The 16,257-nt window shown below is 56.9% G+C and carries 14 protein-coding genes and 2 pseudogenes; 12 read left to right on the top strand and 4 right to left on the bottom strand.

Annotated features, from left to right (window positions below):
- Nucleotides 1-139: 139 nt before the first annotated feature.
- The 9 genes and pseudogenes from FXO12_RS18840 (at nucleotide 140) to FXO12_RS18800 (ending at nucleotide 11,249) form a co-directional block, all read left to right on the top strand.
- On the top strand, nucleotides 140-2,083 hold the full coding sequence (locus tag FXO12_RS18840) for a type VI secretion system Vgr family protein (RefSeq protein ID WP_057975243.1): 1,944 nt from the start codon (nucleotides 140-142) through the stop codon (nucleotides 2,081-2,083).
- Between the two features lie 15 nt (nucleotides 2,084-2,098).
- The gene (locus tag FXO12_RS18835; protein ID WP_057975242.1) at nucleotides 2,099-2,533 is read left to right on the top strand and encodes a DcrB-related protein; all 435 of its coding nucleotides are present in this window, start codon (nucleotides 2,099-2,101) and stop codon (nucleotides 2,531-2,533) included.
- A gap of 12 nt (nucleotides 2,534-2,545) precedes the next feature.
- Complete coding sequence (locus FXO12_RS18830) at nucleotides 2,546-6,922, top strand: RHS repeat-associated core domain-containing protein (protein WP_082631492.1); 4,377 nt, start codon at nucleotides 2,546-2,548, stop codon at nucleotides 6,920-6,922.
- Nucleotides 6,916-7,467, top strand: coding sequence for a hypothetical protein (locus FXO12_RS18825; RefSeq protein ID WP_034129263.1), 552 nt, complete (start codon nucleotides 6,916-6,918; stop codon nucleotides 7,465-7,467). Before FXO12_RS18830 ends, FXO12_RS18825 begins: the two co-directional genes overlap by 7 nt.
- Nucleotides 7,464-7,772: a hypothetical protein gene (locus FXO12_RS18820; protein ID WP_034129264.1), complete on the top strand. Its 309-nt coding sequence runs from the start codon at nucleotides 7,464-7,466 to the stop codon at nucleotides 7,770-7,772. The genes FXO12_RS18825 and FXO12_RS18820 overlap by 4 nt, the downstream gene beginning before the upstream one ends.
- Nucleotides 7,773-7,856: 84 nt before the next feature.
- The gene (locus FXO12_RS18815) at nucleotides 7,857-8,288 is read left to right on the top strand and encodes a hypothetical protein (RefSeq protein WP_034129265.1); all 432 of its coding nucleotides are present in this window, start codon (nucleotides 7,857-7,859) and stop codon (nucleotides 8,286-8,288) included.
- 21 nt (nucleotides 8,289-8,309) lie between these two features.
- Nucleotides 8,310-9,791 (top strand): annotated as a pseudogene (locus tag FXO12_RS18810) (RHS repeat-associated core domain-containing protein); the annotation flags it as partial.
- Complete coding sequence (locus FXO12_RS18805; RefSeq protein WP_057975240.1) at nucleotides 9,791-10,450, top strand: hypothetical protein; 660 nt, start codon at nucleotides 9,791-9,793, stop codon at nucleotides 10,448-10,450. The pseudogene FXO12_RS18810 and the gene FXO12_RS18805, both read left to right, overlap by 1 nt.
- Nucleotides 10,451-10,586: 136 nt before the next feature.
- Entirely contained in the window at nucleotides 10,587-11,249 is a 663-nt protein-coding gene (locus FXO12_RS18800) for a hypothetical protein (protein WP_082631491.1), read from the top strand.
- Nucleotides 11,250-11,378: 129 nt separating this feature from the next.
- Here FXO12_RS18800 and FXO12_RS18795 read toward each other — a convergent pair whose 3' ends face one another.
- From FXO12_RS18795 to FXO12_RS18785, 3 genes are all read right to left on the bottom strand, one after another.
- Entirely contained in the window at nucleotides 11,379-11,654 is a 276-nt protein-coding gene (locus tag FXO12_RS18795) for an HU family DNA-binding protein (RefSeq protein WP_003195589.1), read from the bottom strand.
- A gap of 190 nt (nucleotides 11,655-11,844) precedes the next feature.
- Nucleotides 11,845-12,993 (bottom strand): NAD(P)/FAD-dependent oxidoreductase, encoded by a 1,149-nt coding sequence (locus FXO12_RS18790; RefSeq protein WP_054896057.1) that lies wholly within the window; start codon nucleotides 12,991-12,993, stop codon nucleotides 11,845-11,847.
- Nucleotides 12,994-13,029: 36 nt separating this feature from the next.
- Nucleotides 13,030-13,197: a rubredoxin gene (locus FXO12_RS18785; protein WP_014720509.1), complete on the bottom strand. Its 168-nt coding sequence runs from the start codon at nucleotides 13,195-13,197 to the stop codon at nucleotides 13,030-13,032.
- Between the two features lie 195 nt (nucleotides 13,198-13,392).
- On the opposite strand from FXO12_RS18785, the gene FXO12_RS18780 reads away from it, so the two are divergent.
- Together FXO12_RS18780 and ubiA are read left to right on the top strand one after the other, a co-directional pair.
- Nucleotides 13,393-13,956, top strand: a complete 564-nt coding sequence (locus FXO12_RS18780; RefSeq protein ID WP_034129121.1) for a chorismate lyase — start codon at nucleotides 13,393-13,395, stop codon at nucleotides 13,954-13,956.
- Nucleotides 13,956-14,846, top strand: coding sequence for a 4-hydroxybenzoate octaprenyltransferase (gene ubiA, locus FXO12_RS18775; protein WP_160049722.1), 891 nt, complete (start codon nucleotides 13,956-13,958; stop codon nucleotides 14,844-14,846). The genes FXO12_RS18780 and ubiA overlap by 1 nt, the downstream gene beginning before the upstream one ends.
- Nucleotides 14,847-14,964: 118 nt before the next feature.
- Here the strand turns inward: ubiA and FXO12_RS18770 are convergent, their stop codons facing one another.
- Nucleotides 14,965-15,342, bottom strand: coding sequence for a hypothetical protein (locus tag FXO12_RS18770; protein ID WP_054896059.1), 378 nt, complete (start codon nucleotides 15,340-15,342; stop codon nucleotides 14,965-14,967).
- A 152-nt stretch (nucleotides 15,343-15,494) separates the two neighbouring features.
- Here FXO12_RS18770 and phoB point away from each other — a divergent pair.
- Nucleotides 15,495-16,183 (top strand): annotated as a pseudogene (gene phoB / locus FXO12_RS18765) (phosphate regulon transcriptional regulator PhoB).
- Nucleotides 16,184-16,257: the final 74 nt, after the last annotated feature.

Below are 16,257 nucleotides of genomic sequence, written 5' to 3'. Positions count from 1 at the left end.
TCAGTGTGGGAGCTGGCTTGCCTGCGATAGCGGTCTGACATTCAGCATTGATGTTGACTGATCCACCGCTATCGCAGGCAAGCCAGCTCCCACAGTTGATCCGGTTCCGTCAGTGATGACGGTATTTACGGGACTACCGATGCTATTCAACCAAGCCTCACGCCTGGCCAAGATCAACAGCCCCCTCGGGCCGGATGTGCTGCTGCTCAACGAAATGGGCGGCGGTGAAGAGCTGGGCCGGCTGTTCAACTATGAGCTGCAACTGACGTCCCTGGACGCCAACATCGACCTCAACCAATTGCTGGGTAAACCGATGAGCGTCGGCCTGCAACTGGCGGACGGCGGCGAGCGGCATTTCCACGGGATCGTTGCGCGGTGCAGCCAGAACATCGACAAAGGCCAGTTCGCCAGTTACCAAGTCACCCTGCGCCCTTGGCTGTGGTTGCTCAGCCGGACCTCCGACTGCCGTATCTTCCAGAACCTGAGCATCCCGCAGATCATCAAGCAGGTGTTCCGTGACCTGGGTTTTTCCGACTTCGAAGACGCGCTCAGCCGGCCGTATCGCGAGTGGGAGTACTGCGTGCAGTACCGCGAGACCAGCTTCGATTTCGTCAGCCGGCTGATGGAACAGGAAGGCATCTACTACTTCTTCCGCCATGAACAGGACCGCCATGTGCTGGTGCTGGCCGACGCCTATGGCGCCCACACCAGCGTGCCCGGCTACGCGTCGATCCCCTACTACCCCAAGGACGAGCAGCAGCGCGAACGCGACCATATGCACAATTGGCACTTGGCGCAGGAGGTGCAGCCGGGCTCGCTGGAGCTCAACGACTACGACTTCCAGCGCCCCAGCGCGAGCATCGACGTGCGCTCGGCCATGCCGCGCCCGCACACCGCCGGCGACTACCCACTGTACGACTACCCCGGCACCTACGTGCAAAGCGCCGACGGCGAACACTATGCGCGCACCCGCATTGAGGCCCTGCAAACCCTGCATGAACAGATCGAGTTCAGCGGCAATGCGCGCGGCCTGGGCTCGGGCCATCTGTTCAGCCTCACCGGCTTCAGCCGCCAGGACCAGAACCGCGAGTACCTGATCGTCGGTTGCCGTTACTTCGTCGTGCAAGAAAGCCTGGAAAGCGGTGGCGGTTCAGGCTCCGCGCAGTTCGAAAGCAGCCTGACCTGCATCGACGCCCAACAGAGTTTCCGCCCGCTGGCCAACACCCACCGTCCTATCGTCAAAGGCCCGCAGACCGCGCTGGTGGTAGGCCCCAAGGGCGAGGAAATCTGGACCGACCAGTACGGCCGCGTGAAGGTGCATTTCTACTGGGACCGCCACGACCAATCCAACGAGAACAGCTCGTGCTGGATTCGTGTGTCGCAATCCTGGGCCGGCAAGAACTGGGGCTCGATGCAGATTCCACGCATCGGCCAAGAGGTGATCGTCAGCTTCCTCGAAGGCGACCCCGACCGACCGATCATCACCGGGCGGGTGTACAACGCTGAGCAGACGGTGCCCTACGACTTGCCGGAGAACGCCACCCAAAGCGGCATGAAAAGCCGCTCCAGCAAGGGCGGAACGCCGGCCAACTTCAATGAAATCCGCATGGAGGACAAGAAGGGGTTGGAGCAGTTGTATATCCATGCCGAGCGTAACCAGGACATCGTGGTGGAGGTGGATGAAAGCCACTCGGTGGGACATGACCGGAATAAGAGCATCGGTCATGACGAGGTAGTGACGATCGGCAACGACCGAATGCGTGCAGTCAAGCACGACGACATGCTCATGGTGGGGTTCAGCAAGACAGACGCCATCAGTAAAAGTTACCTGATTGAAGTGGGCGAAAACCTGCGTCTGGTTTGTGGCAAAAGCGTGCTGGAGCTCAATGCCAGCGGGCAGATCAATCTCACCGGTGTTCAGATCAATGTGTATTCCGAAGGCAGCTCCGAGATCAACACCGGAGGCAATCTGCATTTGAATATTGGCGGCAAAGGCGGCACCACACCCATGGGCCAAGGGGTCAAGGGCGACATTGACGCCGCCGTCAACGCCATGTTTCCCAAGCCGTCTTCCGGCCAATAACGAGACTCCGTTTCAATGACCTATCGACTCAATGAATTTGAATTCACCCTGCCCAGCGATGAGGTTCAGGATGCTTCCATCAATATTCTGAAGTTCGCCGCGCTGGGTACGTCGCTGATCGTTAGCCGCAGCCTGCTGGGTGATGGCGAGACGCTGCAGAGCAACTTCGAAGAGCAACTGGCGAAGCTGGAAAAGCAGGTACAGGACTTGCGCTATCAACCGGCCAAGGCTCTTCATATAGGCGCGGCGCAGGATATAGACGCCATCGAAGTGCATAACCAGTTCAGCAAAGGCACCGAGCGCATCCATCAATACCAGTTAGCACTTGTGATACCCGGCACTCGGCAGATGCTTGCCCTGAGTTATGTCAAAGCCCAACCCCTGGGCGATGCTGAAAGCGCCCATTGGGCAACCATCAAAAGCACCCTGCAGCTGAATCCCAAACCTTGAAGCCCCTAATCCATGTCTGACGCTCTCTGGGCGGCACGCCTCGGCGACGGCCTGCTGCACACTTCGGCGATGGCCGACATCCTGGGCGGCGTGCTGGAAATTGCGGCCAACATCGCTATTACGGCCGTCGCCACGGCTGCGATTGTGGCCGCCACCGGTATTACGGTTGTAACCGGCGGGCTAGGCTGCTTTGTACTGGGCGCGGTGGTAGGCATCATCGTCGGCATTGGCATGAGCAAGACGGGGGCAGACAAGGGACTGACAAAAGTTTGTGACTGGATAGGCAATGCGTTATTCCCGCCGGTGGTGATGGCGACCATTGCCACCGGCTCACATAACACCTTCACCAACGGCATACCCGCTGCGCGTGCCGCAGGCGCAATCGGCCCGGTCAGCCCGCAACCTGCCGAAGGCGGCAATCCCGAGGAAGCCAGCTACCTGGACATGGCCAAGGGATTTTTCTCGCAGATGTGGCGCCCCACCGTGGCGGTTCCTGCGCCGGGCGCAGTCCCCAAACCGCTGGACATCGTCATCTGCACCAAGCATCCACCCATGCCACCGCAGTTTATTGCCGAAGGCTCCAGCAAGGTCACGATTAATGGTCAGCCGGCCGCCCGCAGCGGTGACCGAAGTACCTGCGACGCATCGATTGTCGAGTCGGGGATGATCTCCAGCAACGTGCGTATTGGCGGCAGCCCCGTGGTGGTGCGCGAGATCCGCAGCGGCAAGACCCCCGGTGTCGGGCTGGCGGTGACCGCGCTGTTGATGCTGCGCGGTGGGGGCTCCAAGTTTTTCAGCAAGCTGCCGTGCATGGTCGTTGGTGGACTGGTGTCGTGGGGCACCAGCCAAGTGACCAATGCCATTACCTCCGCGGTAGCAGGCTCGCCTAACCCGGTACACAGCTCCACGGGCGCGAAAATTCTTGATGGGGAAGACGATCTGGACTTCGCCCTGCCCGGCCTGCTCCCTATCGAGTGGCAGCGCTACTACAGCAGCCGGGACGAGCGTCGCGACGGTCTGTTCGGTGCCAGCTGGAGCGTGATCTACGAGGTCTGCGTCGAGATCGGCGTACACCCCGAAGGTGGGGAACGGCTGGTCTATACCGATGAGCAAGCGCGACAGATCGACATGGGCGTGATCCCGCTGGGCGGTGCCGTATTCAGCGCAGGAGAAGGCTTGAGCGTACGGCGCAATACCAATGGCCAACTACTGATCGAAAGCGTTGATGGGCTGTATCGGCTATTCGAACCCACGCCAGGCAACGCCTCACACCTGCGCCTTAGCCAATTGGGGGATCGCAACGACAACCGAATCTTCCTTGACTATGACATTCAGGGTCGGCTGAGCCACTTACGAGATACGTTCGACCATGTGCGTGTCGAACTTGTTTACAGCCAGCAATGGCCTGCGCGAGTGGAGCAAGTCAAACGGCTATACCCCGATCACAGCCGAGAAACCCTTGTCAGTTACGGCTACGATGCTCGCGGCGACCTGGCCGAAGTTCGCGATACCGACGCAAATGTGCAACGCCGCTTCACCTACGACAGCGGCCAGCGCATGGTCGAGCATCAGCTGCCCACCGGGCTGCGTTGTTACTACCAATGGGACTGTGTGGACGGTAGCGAATGGCGCGTGGTGCGGCACTGGACCGACGAAGGTGACGAGTACCGGTTCGACTATGACCTGCCGGGCGGTGTGACGCGCATTACTGATGGTTTGCAACGGGTCAGCACACGCCGCTGGAACCCGCAGTATCAGATAACCGAGTACACCGACAACCTGGGAAAAACCTGGCAGTTTGAATGGAATGACGAGCGTCAGCTGCTCAGCGCCACCGATCCGCAAGGCGGCAAATGGCAGTTCGGCTACGACGAGTCCGGCAACCTGTGCAGCACTCGGGATCCATTGGGGCGTATCGAGTCGACGTTATGGCTGGAGCATTGGTCGCTGCCGTTGGTGGAGACCGATGCGGCAGGCCACGCGTGGCAATATCAGTATGACCAGCGCGGCAATTGCGTCAGTGAAATCGATCCGTTGGGGCATGTCACACGGTATCGCTACGATACGTTTGGACAGGTGGTGGAGATCATCGATGCCACGGGCAAAAGCAAAACCCTGCGTTGGAATGAAACCGGACAGTTAATCCAGCATATCGACTGTTCGGGGTACCCCACAGCATTCGAGTACGACCGCCAGGGTCATTTGCAGGTGGTCATTGACGCCTTGGGTGAGCGCCAGCGCTATCAACACGACAGCCAAGGCCGGTTGCTACAGAGCGAAATGCCGGACGGCCGCATCGAGCAGTACCTGCGTGACACCAGCGGGTTGTTGATCGGCTATACCGATGCCGCAGGTCACACCACCCGCTACCAATACGGACGCCGCGGGCAAGTGCGCCAACGAATAGATGCCCATGGCCGGCAGATTGAGTTCCGCTACGACGCCTACGGACACCTCCAAACCCTGACCAATGAAAATGGTGAGAGTTACCGCTTTACCTGGGACCCGTGCGACCGTCTGGTAGAGCAGCAAGACCTCGACGGCAGCGCCCGACGTTATGCCTATGACCTTCTGGATAACGTAGCCGCCGTTGAGTACGTGCCCACGGGGCAGACACCTGAGCCTTCAATTGTGCATCGACTTGAACGCGATGCAGTGGGCCGCTTGCTGTTGAAACAAACCGATGATGGTCGCACCGAATACACCTACGACCCGTTGGACCAACTTACCGCTGTCACCTTCATCGGCAATGACGAAACCACCCAGGCACTGGCCTTCGCCTACGACGCGCGCGGCCAATTGCTTATCGAACAAAGCGCCGCCGGCAGCCTGAACTACCACTACGATGAGCTCGGCAACCTGATCCAGACGCAATTGCCCGACGGCCGTTGGCTCAACCGCCTGTACTACGGCAGCGGCCACCTGCACCAGATCAACCTCGACGGGCGCGTCATCTGCGACTTCGAACGCGATCGCCTGCACCGTGAAGTCCTGCGTACCCAAGGCCAGATCACCACGCGCAGCGAATATGACCGCAGCGGCCGCGTGCGCTCACGGATACGCCGTTCCAACGGCCAGCCCACGCAACTGCCGGCCGCCCAGCAAAAACACTTTGACTATGACCCGGCCGATAACCTGATCGGCCGCCTGGAGCGTGACCGCGATAACCGTCGGGACCAGCGCCAACTGCTCCACTACGACGCCACCGGGCGCATTATCGCCAGCCAGGACAACGCTCAGGGCCAGCGAGAAACGTTTGCCTACGATGCCGCAGCAAACCTGCTGGACGGTCCGTCAGCCAGTGCGGGGCTGGTGGTGAATAACAAGCTGTTGACCTATCAGGACAAACGCTATCGTTACGACGGCTTTGGCCGAATGATCGAAAAGCGCAGTGCCCTACGCGGCGTACAGCTCTTTGCCTACGACGCAGAGCATCGCCTGATCGAAGTCCGTAGCCAGAAGGATGGACGCGAAACGGTCGTAAAAATGACCTATGACCCCCTCGGCCGGCGCATCGCTAAAACCGAACATGACAGCAACGGTTATCCGTTGGGTGAAACCCGCTTTGATTGGGAGGGGTTGCGCCTGCTGCAGGAGCATCGGCATAGCCAGACCAGCCTCTATCTCTATGAAGAAGACGGCTATGTACCGCTGGCTCGAGTGGACGGCACGGGTGAGCATCAAAGCGTGCGCTACTACCACAACGACCTGAATGGATTGCCTGAGCAACTGACCGAAGCTGATGGGAAAACGGTGTGGCAGGCGCGCTATCAGGTGTGGGGGAATGCGGACGAAGAAGTGCGTGAAGCGTACTTTATCGAAGAGCAGAATTTGCGGTTCCAGGGGCAGTATCTGGATCGGGAGATTGGGCTGCACTACAACACGTTTCGGTTTTATGATCCGGATGTGGGGCGGTTTACGACGCCGGATCCGATTGGGTTGATGGGTGGATTCAATCTTTACCAGTACGCGCCGAATCCCATTGGTTGGATTGACCCGTGGGGATGGGCAGGTGACCCTGCGAAAGCGACACACATCACTTACGTCGGCGTGAAAGACGGTAAACCTTATGTGGGTTACGCCAGCAAGCCTGGGTTGGGGCATTCCGCGCAAGCTGTGTTGGACTACCGCTATCCTAATAAGCAAATTTTTGACGTTGCACCAGAGGCAGTATTCAAAGGAGATGGGCAAAAAGGAAAAGACATTGCAAGGGGCCTGGAACAAAGAATATATGAAGACAAATTGAAAGAAGGCCCTGTCGCGAACAAACAAAGACCTGTCGGCCCGAATAACAAAAGACGGGATATTTATCTCGCGGCCGCAGATAAACATAGAGGCGTCAAACCTCAAAAATCAACTAAGAAATTCAAAGGTCCCGGAAGATGCTGAAGAAGATCACATGGCAAGAAGGCAAGATTCTAAGTTTAAAACTAAAAGATGACCTCTACACGCTTGTCCAGATGCGTGAAAACTACTACCTGCAGTTTTTCGACTTGACAAATACTCAGGATACCTGGACAGGTGTAAACCTCCAAAAAGTCGACCCGCTATTTTTTATCTTCGCGTCCACGAAGGCTTTGAAGGGCCTCGCCATAAGTGAGCCGTCATCGGATAAAGTCCGCATAGACATGCGCCCTCCCGAAAAAAAAATGCTGAGAGCTATTATTGGCGGCAATTACGGCGCGGATCTTATAGAACTGACTGATTCTTTTGAAACTCTTGATGCAATTACATTGAAAAGCAACTTAACATTAACCGACGACCTCGACACCATTTATAAATATGAATTATCAGGCATGATCGGCGATCCAGAAAAGCTACAAAATCGTTTAATAAACTATTTTGAAAACGGAGTGAATTGGGACAAATCCAAAGAATTCTTATTCAAAGGCATCTCAGCGCCACACGCCAAAAAATTGAGTACAACCAAATGAAAAACAAAGAGTTACAGGACTTTCAAAAGCATCACCTTAATCTAGAGGGTGAAAAAAAACTTATCGCCAAGATAACGAGGCTGCTCGAAGCACTTATCAGTGAATTGCAACAACTTCCTGAAAAAACAAATCAATCAACCATCTTGGAACACTTCAAAAAGTGCATACTTAACATTAATTATTTCGAGAATGAAATAGAAACTATCGAACGCGAATCTATATTTGAACACATTTATACCTTAGGAAAAATTGTCGGCCTTGACCCAACATCAGAGTATGCTGATGAGTGGCGAGGCGATTGGTAACGGATCAAATGGCTGAGGCAAAAAGGGATGGATGCATTTCGTTTTAATTAAAGTTATTCTCTTTATCTACAATGGATGCGGAAGATGAACATTCTTAATCTAATAGAAAACGCTGACTGCACGACAGCACCTTCTACTGGGTTGCCGAGTAATCCCGTCCCCGATGACTTGACCGATTTTTATAACCATTACAGCAGCGCTGTTTTCTATCCAAAGGCACAGTACAGCTTCATGATTCAGGCGCCAGAACTTGAACGCTCCGACTTTGTCGTTATGGACGAAGACTTGGAGGACCCAGACTCAGCTAACTGGTACGCGCTCGTTAAATGTGCGGATCAAATAATTTCAATTAACCTGAAACCTGGCCCGCAATTTGGCTACTGCTACGACTCGTTCTGGGACAGTTACCCGACCGCCGATGAGAGCACACTGATCGCAAAATCATTTACTGAGCTGATTGAGAAGATCATTAAATCCGGAGGTAAAAATTTATTCTGGATACCGGGCCACACTTGATAGTGAGACCAGACTATATGACCCGACGACCGTTGGCTCAACCGCCTGTACTACGGCAGCGGCCACCTGCACCAGATCAACCTCGACGGGCGCGTCATCTGCGACTTCGAACGCGACCGCCTGCACCGTGAAGTCCTGCGTACCCAAGGCCAGATCACTACGCGCAGCGAATACGACCGCAGCGGCCGCCTGCGCTCACGGATACGCCGTCCCAACGGCCAGCCCACGCAACTGCCGGCCGCCCAGCAAAAACACTTTGACTATGACCCGGCCGATAACCTGATCGGCCGCCTGGAGCGTGACCGCGATAACCGTCGGGACCAGCGCCAACTGCTCCACTACGACGCCACCGGGCGCATTATCGCCAGCCAGGACAACGCTCAGGGCCAGCGAGAAACGTTTGCCTACGATGCCGCAGCAAACCTGCTGGACGGTCCGTCAGCCAGTGCGGGGCTGGTGGTGAATAACAAGCTGTTGACCTATCAGGACAAACGCTATCGTTACGACGGCTTTGGCCGAATGATCGAAAAGCGCAGTGCCCTACGCGGCGTACAGCTTTTTGCCTACGACGCAGAGCATCGCCTGATCGAAGTCCGTAGCCAGAAGGATGGACGCGAAACGGTCGTGAAAATGACCTACGACCCCCTCGGCCGGCGCATCGCTAAAACCGAACATGACAGCAACGGCTATCCGTTGGGTGAAAGCCGCTTTGATTGGGAGGGGTTGCGCCTGCTGCAGGAGCATCGGCATAGCCAGACCAGCCTCTATCTCTATGAAGAAGACGGCTATATACCGCTGGCTCGCGTGGACGGCACGGGCGAGCATCAAAGCGTGCGCTACTACCACAACGACCTGAATGGATTGCCTGAGCAACTGACCGAAGCTGATGGGAAAACGGTGTGGCAGGCGCGCTATCAGGTGTGGGGGAATGCAGACGAAGAAGTGCGTGAAGCGTACTTTATCGAAGAGCAGAATTTGCGGTTCCAGGGGCAGTATCTGGATCGGGAGATTGGGCTGCACTACAACACGTTTCGGTTTTATGATCCGGATGTGGGGAGGTTTACGACGCCGGATCCGATTGGGTTGGCGGGAGGCGGCAATCTTTACCAATACGCTCCTAACCCGACGGGTTGGATAGACCCCTGGGGCTGGGCCTGTTCCTCAGCACAAAGGAGGCAGAATAAAGTCAACGGTAAAGCCGCTGAAAACCTGGTGCATCAGAAGCTATTAAATAATCCCAAAGTGACCGTGCTCGGTACACAGGTTTATGTCAAAACTCCAGGTGCAGGGAGAGGCCGCTACGTAGACATTTTGATAAAAAATAACAAAACCGGGAAAGTCGTCGCAATTGAGGTCAAGTCAGGTGGTGCTGTACGGTCTAAAGCCCAGCTTGCAAAAGACAAAATCATCGCCGATGGGAAAGGCATATTTGGTAATTCTGGAAAGAGCACAAAAGGCGTAACCGTTAGCGAAGCCAGGGTCCCACTATGGAGGTTGCCGTAATGACTGAAACTGTAAAAGATATATTGAAGTTACTGACCTCATTCTTAGCAGAACCCTTTGCGAAACATGGGTACGCGCTAAAAAAAGGCAGAAATTTTGAAACGAATGGCGAGCGTGGTCGAGTTCGTCGCTACACGATAAATCTATCCAAGAGCAAGGGATGGTTTTCTCTCCACTTGACGCTTCAGATAGTGGACCCAGCGCTGATGACGTGCGTGAACAACGTCCTTAATAAAGCACTCCGAGACGAACGGTTTGAATATCCGGAAAACTGGTCCCAGTCTATTATCGAGAAGACTATTAAAACCCGGACTTCCAACCATGTTGTCGCCGAACTGACGGACTGGCGGCCACTAAAAAATCCCGGCGAAACGCTTGAGAACTTCAATGAGCGTTTTTCAATATGGTTGTATTCATTTGACAGCCTGGATGAAAAACCTGACTGGAAAGAGCAGTTGCTGACCAGTATTGGATTAGCCCAATGTTGGTTTGACGAAGCAGATTCGGAAGACTGGATTCGCACCAACACTGATTATCCTGCTCTTTATTTGCTATATAACGAAGGTCTAAATCAGAAACTTGAAGACAAATACAAAGCTGTGCTGAGGTCCTCTGAAGATCCAAATGAAGTGGAACTGTTTTACCTGCATCTGTCTTGATAGCCAGAACAACACCCAAGGTCAACGGGAACATTCATCTACGATGCCGAGCATCGCTTGATCGAAATCCATAGCGAGAGGCGCTCTGCCACGTCATTCGCCAAACGAAAAGGTTGTTTCTAAAGGATCACCGGCTATGGGTATCAATCAAATTATCCTCTCAGAGCAAGACCATAACCTTGGACAAATAGGCGGAGGTGCGTGGCTTACAGACCTTGCACTGTGGCCTAAAGATCCGCAAACCGGTCAGCTTATGCTGCCGGTGATTACGATGACCTCAACGTTCTTGGACGTCCCATTCATACCCTCCGGGATGGCGCTTACGGTGTTCGTCTCCGTTGAGCGAACTGACGAAACGTACACACGATCGTCTGTACGAAAGTTGACTGTCCATCAACAAAGCGAGATGGAAAAACTTCAACTTGGCCATAGCCAGGTTCTGCTTCACGCGCTGGCGACTTCCGAACTCACACCCGCTGCGTTGGTTGATCCAATTCCGCGAACGTACATTGCCCAGCAACCGTTCACTCCCGAACAAATGGAGGAGGAATTGGAAGACGTGGACAGTGGCGCGGGTATCAGCAAGGCCCTTGGGCGCCCTGCTTGGTTGCAAGACCCTTTGTATGAAAGCCCTCGCTACTATTTCTTGGCTCAACTCACCGACGCCGATATTGCAAAAATCAGCCCTAGTCACGAAGGAATATTCGGTGGAGGTATCGGCTATGTGTTCGCCGATAATCGAGCGAAAAAGCTGAAGGAAGGGGATGTGGGCGGCTATTTCCTAGTTCAATTCACCTGAAAATGCGATTAGGCGAGCTGGCTTAATCTGGCATACGCATCAGCACCCAACAAAAAATGGGCACCCGACCCAGTCGGCGTGCCCATCTTCTTTACCGCCCCGCCTCCCTTCGAGACGGTACCGCTTAACTTACGGGTTGACGCTGTCTTTGAGCGACTTGCCCGGCTTGAACGCTACGGTGTTGCTCGCCTTGATTTTCACTGGCTCACCGGTTTGCGGGTTTTTGCCGGTGCGGGCGCCGCGGTGGCGTTGCAGGAAAGTGCCGAAGCCGACCAGGGTGACGCTGTCCTTGCGGTGCAGGGCGCCGGTGATTTCTTCGAGGACGGCATTGAGGACGCGGTTGGCCTGTTCTTTGGTGAGATCGGCTTTTTCAGCGATGGCGGCTGCGAGATCTGGTTTACGCATATGTGAAGCCTCTTTGACGGTTTTTTGTTGTTATGTCCGTGCTGCTCTCTGGTGGAGCAGCGCCAAGGCGCCGCAGGCTCTACTCTGCGGCAGACGGGAGTGAGGATGGCATGCCCTCGGGCGCCGCGCCAGTCTCGCGGCGGCCTTTCTCGGGGTATGAACGTGATGTTTGCGACAGAACGGGTGGTATTTACGCCAGTAACGGCGGAAGTTCTTTGTTCAGCGCCAGTTTTTCCATGACAGCGCTGCCGGTCAGTGCGTAACCCAGCAGGCGGCCGCTGGCATCGCGGCACAGGGCCTTTATGTCGGCACCCTGCCCTTCGACACTCCAGACGCCTTCAGTGCCTCGTGGCGCAGGTGATACCACCAGCGGGCACACCGGGGTTTTCACGGTGATGGGCATCGGTCCATAGCTCACCGCCGTGGCATTGCCGGCCAGGGTTTGCGCCAGGGCACGGGCGCAGCTCATCAGCGGCATCACGTACAACAGGTTCAGGCCATCGACCTCGGCGCAGTCGCCCAGGGCATAGATATTGGCGTGGGAGGTCTTGAGGTGGCGGTCCACCATGATCCCGCGGTTGATTTGCAGGCCGGCCGCTGCGGCCAGGTCTACACGCGGGCGCAGGCCAATGGCAGACACCACCAGGTCACAGTGGATCACTTCACCGTCCGACAGGTGCGCTTCAAGGCCATCAGCCGTGCGTTGCAGGCGATTGAGCACCGGGCCCAGGTGGAAACGCGCGCCGATGCCTTCCAGCCCGGCTTGCACCGCTGCGGCTGCCGCCGGGTGCAGCAGGGTCGGCATGACTTGCTCACACGGCGCGACCAGGTCGATTTCATAGCCGCCCAGGATCAGATCATTGGCAAACTCACAGCCGATCAGGCCAGCGCCAAGCAGCAGCACGCGCCGTTTGCCGGCAGCAGCGGCACGAAAGCGCGCGTAGTCTTCCAAGTCGTTGATCGGGAAAATCAGCTCAGCTGCATCGCCTTCGACCGGTACGCGCACGGTTTCTGCGCCCCAGGCCAGGACCAGGTCGCGGTAGCTCACCGCTTCCTCGCCGATCCACAGGCGCTTGTGGCCTGGATCGATGCCGCTGATGCGCGTATGGGTGCGCACCTGGGCCTTGAGTTGCTCGGCCATGGCGCCAGGTTCGGCCATGCTCAGGCCATCGGCTTCCTTGTTCTTGCCAAAGCCGGTGGAGAGCATGGGCTTGGAGTAGGAGCGTCCGTCATCGGCAGTGATCAGCAGCAACGGGGTCTCGCTGTCGAGCTTGCGAAACTCCCGGGCGACGTTGTAACCGGCCAATCCTGTGCCGATGATCACGACAGGTGCGTTCATTCCTTTCTCCTTGTAGTACGTTTCTTAAATTCGGGATTACGCGATTTCGATCATTTCGAAGTCCGACTTACCCACGCCGCAGTCCGGGCACAGCCAGTCTTCCGGGACGTCCTGCCACAGAGTGCCTGGTGCAATACCGTCATCCGGCCAGCCGTCCGCTTCGTTATAGATAAGGCCACAGACGATACATTGCCACTTCTTCATTACATGCTTCCTCAGGTTCAGGCGTGTTGGCCGGCGGTCGATGGATCCAGCGTTGCCGCGCGGCTCAGGGCGTTTTGTACTGATCAGGGCCGGCAGATGCAAGCACGTTCGACGCAAACGACGGGTTTGGCACGGCAAAAGCCCAGGGTGCCATGGTAAGCTCGCCGCCTCTTTTGCTGCCAATACTGACTCACCGTGCCGCACTCAATCGCCCTTCCCGATGCTTGCCAATGGCTGACCCAGAGCCTTCTGAGCCCCTTGCCCACGCCCTTGACCCTCAACTGGCTGTTTGACGAAGGCTCGCTGACGCGACGGCTGACGTGGCTGTCCAACGAGGGTTTCAGCGTGACGCCGCTGTTCGAAGGCTGGCAACCGTTGCGCGACGACGAATGCGCCGCCCTGGACCTGCCGCCGGCCAGTATCGGTTGGGTACGCGAGGTGTATTTGCGCGGGCACGGCCAGCCTTGGGTGTTCGCCCGCAGCGTGGCGGCCCGCAGTGCCTTGCAGGGCGACGGGCTGCACATGGACGAACTGGGCAGCCGCTCGCTGGGCGAGTTGCTGTTCTGCGACCGCGCCTTTACCCGCCAGGCCATCGAAGTGTGTCACTACCCTCGTGCCTGGCTGCCGACAGCGGACCAGGCCGATAATCTGTGGGCGCGCCGCTCGCGCTTCGACCGCGGGGCGCTGAGCGTGCTGGTGGCGGAAGTCTTCCTGCCGAGTTTCTGGCACGCGCTGCAAGATCATCCGGAGAACTGCTGATGTACCAACGTCTGCTCAAGTCCTTGAACCGCCTGAACCCCAGGGCCTGGGATTTCATTCAGTTGACGCGCATCAACAAGCCCATCGGCATCTACCTGCTGCTGTGGCCGACGCTGTGGGCCCTGTGGATCGCCGGCAAGGGTTCGCCGTCACTGATCAATATCGTGATTTTCGTGCTGGGCGTGGTACTCACCCGGGCCGGCGGCTGCGTGATCAATGACTGGGCCGACCGCAAGGTCGATGGCCATGTGAAACGCACCGAGCAACGTCCGCTGGTGAGCGGCAAGATCAGTTCGAAGGAAGCGCTGGTGTTTTTTGCCGTGCTGATGGGCATCAGTTTCCTGCTGGTGCTGCTGACCAATGCCAGCACCATCCTGCTGTCCCTGGGCGGCCTCGCACTGGCGGCAAGCTACCCGTTCATGAAGCGCTACACCTATTACCCCCAAGTGGTGCTGGGCGCAGCGTTTTCCTGGGGCATGCCGATGGCGTTTACCGCCGAGACCGGCCATTTGCCTGCCACCGCGTGGCTGCTGTACATCGCCAACCTGTTGTGGACGGTGGGCTACGACACCTATTACGCCATGACCGACCGCGATGACGATTTGAAGATCGGGGTGAAATCCACCGCCATTCTGTTCGGTGACGCTGACCGCGTGATCATCCTCACCCTGCAAGGCCTGGCGCTGGCGTGCCTGTTGCTGGCCGGCGCACGGTTCGAGTTGGGCGGGTGGTTCCACCTCGGGTTGCTGGCGGCAGCGGGCTGTTTTGTCTGGGAGTTCTGGTACACACGGGACAGGGACCGCATGAAGTGCTTCAAGGCGTTCTTGCATAATCACTGGGCGGGGTTGGCGATTTTTGTCGGGATCGTGGTGGATTACGCGGTTCGCTGAGGATTCTGTGGTGACTGTTGGGACGCCATCGCGGGCAAGCCCGCTCCCACATTTGACTGTATTCGCAATCAAAAGTGGGAGCGGGCTTGCTCGCGAAGGCCTCCAAGCCGCCGCTTAGTCAGGGCTTGATGATGTGCCAGACGCTACCTTTGCCATCACCGGTCTTGTCACCGGCTTTCTTGTCGTCCTTGTAGGTGTAGACAGGCTTGCCTTTGTAGGCCCACTGGCTGGTCTGGTCGTCGCGGGTGATCACCGTCCAATCGCCGGTCTTGGTGTCGGTGGACTCTGCCTTCAGCGGTGGCCAGTTGGTCGCGCACTGGTCCTTGCACACTGATTTGCCATCAGCGTCCTTGTCGAAGGTGTAGAGCGTCATGCCCTTGTGGTCCACCAACATCCCATCTTTAGTCATCGCCGGCTCTGCCGCAAACGCCAACCCTGGCAGCGTCAACACCGCAGATACCAGCAGGGTTTTCCAGGAAACAGTGCTGTAAGTCATCGGAACCTTCCTTTTGTGGTTGTCAGGATTCGGACCCAAAGGGTAGTTCAGAGTGCCGTTAATTGCCCAAGCGACTAAATTACTGTCACACGACTGCAATAATTCCGTTATCTAATGCGGCGCAAGACAGTTAAATGACAAGAGGATTGAGCATGGTTGGCAGGAGCATTCTGATCGTTGACGACGAAGCGCCCATTCGCGAAATGATCGCCGTCGCGTTGGAAATGGCCGGCTATGACTGCCTGGAGGCGGAGAACTCCCAGCAGGCCCACGCCATTATCGTCGACCGCAAGCCGGACCTGATCCTGCTCGACTGGATGCTGCCCGGCACCTCGGGCATCGAATTGGCCCGCCGTCTCAAGCGTGACGAGCTGACCGGGGATATCCCGATCATCATGCTCACCGCCAAGGGCGAAGAGGACAACAAGATCCAGGGCCTGGAAGTGGGCGCCGATGACTACATCACCAAGCCGTTTTCCCCACGGGAACTGGTGGCGCGCCTCAAAGCCGTGCTGCGCCGCGCCGGCCCGACCGATGGCGAAGCGCCTATCGAAGTCGACGGCTTGATCCTGGACCCGATCAGCCACCGCGTGACCATCGACGGCAAGCCCGCGGAGATGGGGCCGACCGAATACCGCCTGTTGCAATTCTTCATGACTCACCAGGAGCGCGCCTACACCCGTGGCCAACTGCTCGACCAGGTATGGGGGGCAACGTCTATGTGGAAGAGCGCACTGTGGACGTGCATATCCGCCGCCTGCGCAAAGCCTTGGGCGACGCGTACGAGAATCTGGTACAAACCGTGCGCGGTACCGGCTATCGGTTTTCTACCAAAGGTTGAGCAATCAGCCACAAGCCGCAAGTTAAAAGCGGGACTGCTTAAGCTTGGAGCTTGCAGCTTGAAACTTGAAACTG

This window comes from Pseudomonas sp. J380 (assembly GCF_009827115.1).
Lineage (GTDB): Bacteria > Pseudomonadota > Gammaproteobacteria > Pseudomonadales > Pseudomonadaceae > Aquipseudomonas > Aquipseudomonas paracarnis.
The sequence above is the reverse complement of the archived record's forward strand: the minus strand, read 5'-3'. Positions and strand labels throughout refer to the sequence as shown.

What these genes read in the sequence shown, in the direction of transcription:
- FXO12_RS18840 (WP_057975243.1), top strand. Translation starts at nt 140, where the DNA reads ATGCTATTCAACCAAGCCTCACGCCTGGCCAAGATCAACAGCCCCCTC.
- FXO12_RS18835 (WP_057975242.1), top strand. Translation starts at nt 2,099, where the DNA reads ATGACCTATCGACTCAATGAATTTGAATTCACCCTGCCCAGCGATGAG.
- FXO12_RS18830 (WP_082631492.1), top strand. Translation starts at nt 2,546, where the DNA reads ATGTCTGACGCTCTCTGGGCGGCACGCCTCGGCGACGGCCTGCTGCAC.
- FXO12_RS18825 (WP_034129263.1), top strand. Translation starts at nt 6,916, where the DNA reads ATGCTGAAGAAGATCACATGGCAAGAAGGCAAGATTCTAAGTTTAAAA.
- FXO12_RS18820 (WP_034129264.1), top strand. Translation starts at nt 7,464, where the DNA reads ATGAAAAACAAAGAGTTACAGGACTTTCAAAAGCATCACCTTAATCTA.
- FXO12_RS18815 (WP_034129265.1), top strand. Translation starts at nt 7,857, where the DNA reads ATGAACATTCTTAATCTAATAGAAAACGCTGACTGCACGACAGCACCT.
- FXO12_RS18805 (WP_057975240.1), top strand. Translation starts at nt 9,791, where the DNA reads ATGACTGAAACTGTAAAAGATATATTGAAGTTACTGACCTCATTCTTA.
- FXO12_RS18800 (WP_082631491.1), top strand. Translation starts at nt 10,587, where the DNA reads ATGGGTATCAATCAAATTATCCTCTCAGAGCAAGACCATAACCTTGGA.
- FXO12_RS18795 (WP_003195589.1), bottom strand. Translation starts at nt 11,654, where the DNA reads ATGCGTAAACCAGATCTCGCAGCCGCCATCGCTGAAAAAGCCGATCTC.
- FXO12_RS18790 (WP_054896057.1), bottom strand. Translation starts at nt 12,993, where the DNA reads ATGAACGCACCTGTCGTGATCATCGGCACAGGATTGGCCGGTTACAAC.
- FXO12_RS18785 (WP_014720509.1), bottom strand. Translation starts at nt 13,197, where the DNA reads ATGAAGAAGTGGCAATGTATCGTCTGTGGCCTTATCTATAACGAAGCG.
- ubiA (WP_160049722.1), top strand. Translation starts at nt 13,956, where the DNA reads ATGTACCAACGTCTGCTCAAGTCCTTGAACCGCCTGAACCCCAGGGCC.
- FXO12_RS18770 (WP_054896059.1), bottom strand. Translation starts at nt 15,342, where the DNA reads ATGACTTACAGCACTGTTTCCTGGAAAACCCTGCTGGTATCTGCGGTG.